Below are 5,459 nucleotides of genomic sequence, written 5' to 3'. Positions count from 1 at the left end.
GGCGGGCGGGGCAAGGGCGCCAGCAGGGAGGTCGCGGCCCCCACCCCAAGCACCACGACACCGCCGGTGACGACACCGCCAAGAAAACCGCGTGCCATAACATTCTCCTGCCATTTTCGGGCGCAGCCCCTGCGCCACCTCCTGCTGCACCTGCTGCCGCATTCACCGGTCTTTCGGCTTAGCCTCCGCCCTTGACGGCGGCTGGCAAGCCTGAACATGTATGCGCCACATATATCGCGCCCCGGCGTGTCTTTCCCAGCCCTTAACGCAAAGTTTTCGCCCGTGTTGCTGCTCATCGATAACTACGACAGTTTCACCTACAACCTCGTGCATTACCTGGGCGAGCTGGGGGCGGATGTCGTCGTACGGCGGAACGACGCGCTGACAGCAGAGGAGGCGGTGGCGATGAACCCCGCCGGCATCCTGTTGTCCCCCGGCCCCTGCGACCCGGATCAGGCGGGCATCTGCATCGATACGACACGGGCGGCGGCAGAGGCGGGCATTCCACTGCTTGGCGTCTGCCTCGGGCATCAGACGCTGGGGCAGGTCTTTGGCGGCAAGGTCGTGCGCGCGCGTGACATCGTGCACGGCAAGATGGGGCTGGTACATCACGACGGCAGCGGCGTCTTCGCCGGTCTGCCCAGCCCTTTCGAGGCCACGCGCTACCATTCACTGGTGGTGGAGCGTGAAAGCCTGCCCGATGCGCTGCATGTCACCGCCGAACTGGAGGATGGAACCATCATGGGATTGCAACACCGCGAACTGCCGCTGCACGGCGTCCAGTTTCACCCCGAATCCATCCGGTCGGCCCATGGGCATGCGTTGTTGCGCAACTTTCTCGATCTTTTGAAGGTCCCGGCATGAGCGAGGCGCTCAAACCGCTGATCGATGCCGCGGCCAACGGCCCGCTGAGCCGCGCGCAGGCGCAGGAAGCCTTTGCGATCCTGTTCGACGGCGAAGCAACGCCGAGCCAGATCGGCGGCTTTCTGATGGCGTTGCGGACCCGGGGCGAAACCGTGGATGAATACGCCGCCGCCGCCCATGTGATGCGCACCAAATGCCACGCCGTGACCGCGCCCGAGGGCGCGATGGACATCGTGGGCACCGGCGGCGACGGCAAGGGCACGCTCAACATTTCCACCGCCACGGCCTTCGTGGTGGCCGGGGCGGGCGTCGTGGTGGCCAAGCACGGCAACCGCAACCTGTCGTCCAAATCGGGTGCGGCGGATGCGCTGACGCAGATGGGTCTCAACGTCATGGTAGGGCCGAAAGTGGTGGAGCGCGAACTGGCGGAGGCGGGCATCGGCTTCATGATGGCGCCCATGCATCACCCGGCCATCGCCCATGTGATGCCCACGCGCTCCGAACTCGGGACGCGGACGATCTTCAACATCCTCGGGCCGCTGACCAATCCCGCCGGGGTGAAACGCCAGCTGACCGGCGCCTACCGGCGCGACCTGATCCGGCCCATGGCCGAAACGCTGGGGGCGCTGGGGTCGGACAGGGCATGGCTCGTCCACGGCAGCGACGGTACCGATGAGTTGACGATCACCGGGGTGAGCTGGGTCGCCGCATGGGAAGACGGCGCCTTGCGCGAATTCGAACTGCATCCCGAGGAAGCGGGCCTGCCGGAACATCCGTTCGAGGCGATCCTGGGCGGCGCACCGGAAGAGAACGCGCAGCGGTTCGCGGCCCTGCTCGACGGTGAGGAATCGGCCTATCGCGATGCCGTGCTGCTCAACGCCGCGGCGGCCCTCGTCGTGGCCGAGGCCGCATCCGACCTGAAGGCAGGCGTCGCCATGGCGCGCGAAAGTATCGACAGCGGTGCCGCGCGGGACCGGCTGGCGCGGGTGGCGGCGGCTTCGCAACGGCAATGACGCTGCCCCGCGAAGGCTTGGGCGACTGGTCCGCCCTGCCCTTTTTCAATGACGGCCTGCCGGAGATCGAGGCACGCCTGCTGTCGGAAGAACGCCCCACCCTGCCCCCGGGGGACGCGGTTTTCGCCGCCCTGAGGCGCACGCCGCCCCACGCCGTGCGCGTCGTGATTCTGGGGCAGGATCCCTATCCCACGCCGGGCCATGCCCATGGTTTCGCCTTTTCCGCGGCACCGGATGTGTCACCCCTGCCCCGATCGCTCGCCAACATCTATCGCGAAATGCGCGACGATATCGGCGCATCCCCCCCGGATGCGGATCTGCGCTTTCTGGCCGATCAGGGCGTGCTGCTGCTCAATACCGTCCTGACCGTGCCGGCGGGCAACGCGGGCGGGCACCGGACCCTCGGCTGGCATAAGCTCACCACGCAGATATTGCGGCACCTGTCGGATCGCCCGCGCGCCTATCTGCTCTGGGGGGCCCATGCGCAGAAGGCGGCGGCAGACGTGGCCGCGCCGCGCAACCTTAAGATCGAAACGCCACATCCCTCGCCGCTGTCGGCGCGGCGCGGCTTTTTCGGATCGCGCCCCTTCAGCCGCACCAATGCGTGGTTGCAGGCGCAGGGCTTGGCGGCCATAAACTGGGCGAACACGAAGGACGCCCCATGACCGATACCATTCTGGACAAGATCAAGGCCTACAAACTGGAAGAGGTGGCCGCCGACAAGGCCGCGCGCCCGCTGGCGCAGGTCGAAGAGGCCGCGCGCCTCGCCCCCACCGTGCGCCCCTTTGCAGAGGCGCTGCACGAAGCATCCCGCGAAGGCTATGGCCTCATCGCCGAGATCAAGAAAGCCAGCCCCTCCAAGGGGTTGATCCGCGAGGATTTCGACCCCGCGGCACTGGCGCAGGCCTATGAGGCGGGCGGCGCCACCTGCCTTTCGGTGCTCACCGATACGCCGTCGTTTCAGGGGGCCAAACAGTTTCTGACCGATGCGCGCGCGGCATGCCATCTGCCGGTGCTGCGCAAGGATTTCATGTACGATCCCTATCAGGTGGTCGAGGCACGCAGCCTCGGGGCCGATTGCATCCTCATCATCATGGCCTCCGTTTCCGACGCGCAGGCCGCGGAACTGGAAGCGGCAGCCACCGAATGGGGCATGGATTGCCTGATCGAAGTGCATGATGCGGCCGAACTGGAGCGCGCGACCAAGCTCAAGAGCCGCCTTCTGGGGATCAACAATCGCGACCTGAATACATTCGAGACATCGCTCGACACCACGCGCAGATTGTCGAAACAGGTGCCGGAGGACCGGCTCATGGTCTCCGAGTCGGGGCTTTCCACGCCCAAGGACCTGTCGGACCTCGCGATGTACGGCGCGCGCATCTTCCTGATCGGGGAAAGCCTGATGCGCCACGCGGATGTGGAGCAGGCCACGCGCGAGCTGCTCGCCAATCCGCTCACTTCCGGAGGGATGTAATGGCGCTTACCCATTTCGACGCCAAGGGCGATGCCCATATGGTCGACGTTTCCGACAAGCCGGTGACGGGCCGCATCGCCACGGCGGAAACCCATATCACCATGCAGCGCGAAACCTTCGACCTCATTTGCGAAGGCCGGGCAAAGAAGGGCGACGTGCTGGGCGTGGCCCGGCTGGCCGGTATCATGGGGGCCAAGCGTACCGCCGACCTGATCCCGCTCTGCCATCCGCTGCCGATCACATCCGTCACCGTCGATCTGGAACCCGATGCGGAGCTGCCCGGCCTGCGCATCACCGCCACCGTCAAGACAACCGGCCAGACCGGGGTGGAGATGGAGGCGCTGACGGCGGCTTCCGTCACCGCCCTGACGGTATATGACATGACCAAGGCCGTGGATCGCGGCATGGAAATCGGCGGGCTGCGCGTCACGCTGAAGGACGGCGGCAAATCCGGCCGGTTCGAAGCCCCGTGATCTCCGTCAGCGAGGCGCTGGAGGCGCTGTTCCGGCTGGTCGCCCCGCTGGAGGCCGAAGATGTGCCCCTGCGCGAAGCGGCAGGGCGCGTGCTGGCCCGGCCCGTCACCGCACGCCGTACGCAGCCGCCATTCGCGGCCTCTTCGATGGATGGCTATGCCCTCCGCCGGGCGGAGGTCGAGCCCGACGCCATGTTCAAGGTGATGGGCGAGGCGGCGGCGGGCCACGGCTACGACGGCGCGCTGCGGGCGGGTCAGGCGGTGCGCATCTTCACCGGCGCACCGATCCCCAAGGGCGCCGATTTCGTCGTCATTCAGGAAGACGTGACGCGGCGCGGCGATCTCATCACCCTTGGCCATGGCATTGGCAGCAAAGACAATATCCGCCCCGCTGGCGGTGATTTTTCGCAAGGCGACGCGATGGAAGCGCCGCGCCGGTTACGGCCTGCCGACGTAGCACTGCTGGCGGCGATGAACATCGACCGGGTTCCGGTAACGCGCAGGCCGCGTATCGCGCTGCTGGCGACCGGGGACGAATTGATCCAGCCCGGAGAGGAGCCGGGGCCGGACCAGATCGTCGCTTCCAACAGCTACGGGCTCGAAGCGATGCTGCGGGCCGCCGGGGCGGAGGTGCGCATGCTGCCCATCGCCCGCGACACCGAGGCCTCGCTCCGGCAGGCCTTCGCCCTTGCCGCCGGGGCCGATCTGCTGGTCACCATCGGCGGGGCTTCCGTCGGGGATCATGACCTCATCGCGCCGGTCATGGCGGCGCTGGGGATGGAACAGGCGTTCTACAAGGTTGCGATGCGCCCCGGCAAACCGCTGATGGCGGGCCGGCTGGGCGAGATGGCGATGATCGGCCTGCCGGGCAATCCCGTCTCCGCCATGGTCTGCGGAGAGGTCTTTCTGCGGCCCGTCGTAGACCTGATGCTGGGCCTCGGCGCGGCACCCGCGGTGCGGACGATGCGGGCGCTGGCGGAAGACATCCCCGCCAACGGCCCGCGCGAACACTACATGCGGGCGCGGCTGGGCGCGGAAGGTGTCACCCCGGCGGAGCGGCAGGATTCCTCGCTGCTGTCGGTGCTTGCCCGCGCCGATGCGCTGCTGGTGCGCGCCCCCTCCGACCCGGCGCGACAGAAGGGCGAAGAAGTCCCCTGCATCGAGTTGCACCGCACCTGACACGCATCGCGAGCATTGACACAAAACGGGAACACCTCTAGAACAAAGCAAAACCGCATCCAAAGGGGCCCCGCAGTGCTGACCCAAAAACAACTCGATCTGCTATCGTTCATCCACAAGCGCGTCCAGCGTGACGGCGTGCCCCCCAGTTTCGATGAGATGAAGACGGCGCTGGATCTGCGGTCCAAATCTGGGATTCACCGGCTCATCACGGCGTTGGAAGAACGCGGGTTCATCCGCCGTCTGGCGCATAGGGCCCGCGCCATCGAAATCGTGAAGCTGCCGGAAAGCCTTGGCGGCTCCGCAGGCGGCGGTTTTGCGCCCCGCGTCGTCGATGGCGGCAGGCCCGACGATGCGCCCGCCCGTCCCGCCCGGACAAGCGCCGAGGTTTTCGAACTGCCGGTCATGGGCCGTATCGCCGCCGGTGTGCCGATCGAGGCGATCAACCAGATGTCAC

General features: G+C 67.0%; 7 protein-coding genes. All 7 read left to right on the top strand.

Going from position 1 to position 5,459, the window contains the following annotated elements; all coding sequences use genetic code 11:
• Positions 1 to 282 precede the first annotated feature (282 nt).
• Entirely contained in the window at positions 283 to 864 is a 582-nt protein-coding gene (locus tag A3728_RS10940) for an anthranilate synthase component II (protein WP_067923410.1), read from the top strand.
• Positions 861 to 1,877, top strand: coding sequence for an anthranilate phosphoribosyltransferase (trpD, locus tag A3728_RS10935; RefSeq protein WP_067923407.1), 1,017 nt, complete (start codon positions 861 to 863; stop codon positions 1,875 to 1,877). The genes A3728_RS10940 and trpD overlap by 4 nt, the downstream gene beginning before the upstream one ends.
• Entirely contained in the window at positions 1,874 to 2,542 is a 669-nt protein-coding gene (locus A3728_RS10930; RefSeq protein WP_067923403.1) for a uracil-DNA glycosylase, read from the top strand. Before trpD ends, A3728_RS10930 begins: the two co-directional genes overlap by 4 nt.
• Positions 2,539 to 3,351: an indole-3-glycerol phosphate synthase TrpC gene (gene trpC, locus A3728_RS10925; protein WP_067923400.1), complete on the top strand. Its 813-nt coding sequence runs from the start codon at positions 2,539 to 2,541 to the stop codon at positions 3,349 to 3,351. Before A3728_RS10930 ends, trpC begins: the two co-directional genes overlap by 4 nt.
• A complete protein-coding gene (moaC, locus tag A3728_RS10920) occupies positions 3,351 to 3,824 on the top strand; it encodes a cyclic pyranopterin monophosphate synthase MoaC (protein ID WP_067923397.1) in 474 nt (157 codons plus the stop codon). Before trpC ends, moaC begins: the two co-directional genes overlap by 1 nt.
• Positions 3,821 to 5,002 (top strand): molybdopterin molybdotransferase MoeA, encoded by a 1,182-nt coding sequence (locus A3728_RS10915; protein WP_067923391.1) that lies wholly within the window; start codon positions 3,821 to 3,823, stop codon positions 5,000 to 5,002. Before moaC ends, A3728_RS10915 begins: the two co-directional genes overlap by 4 nt.
• 75 nt (positions 5,003 to 5,077) lie before the next feature.
• The coding region (locus tag A3728_RS10910) for a LexA family protein (RefSeq protein ID WP_443069428.1) at positions 5,078 to 5,459 on the top strand (382 nt) is incomplete at its 3' end.

This window comes from Sulfitobacter sp. HI0040 (genome assembly GCF_001634885.1).
Classification (GTDB): Bacteria; Pseudomonadota; Alphaproteobacteria; order Rhodobacterales; family Rhodobacteraceae; genus Sulfitobacter.
Note: the sequence above shows the minus strand (reverse complement) of the source record. Positions and strands in the feature narration are given on the sequence as shown.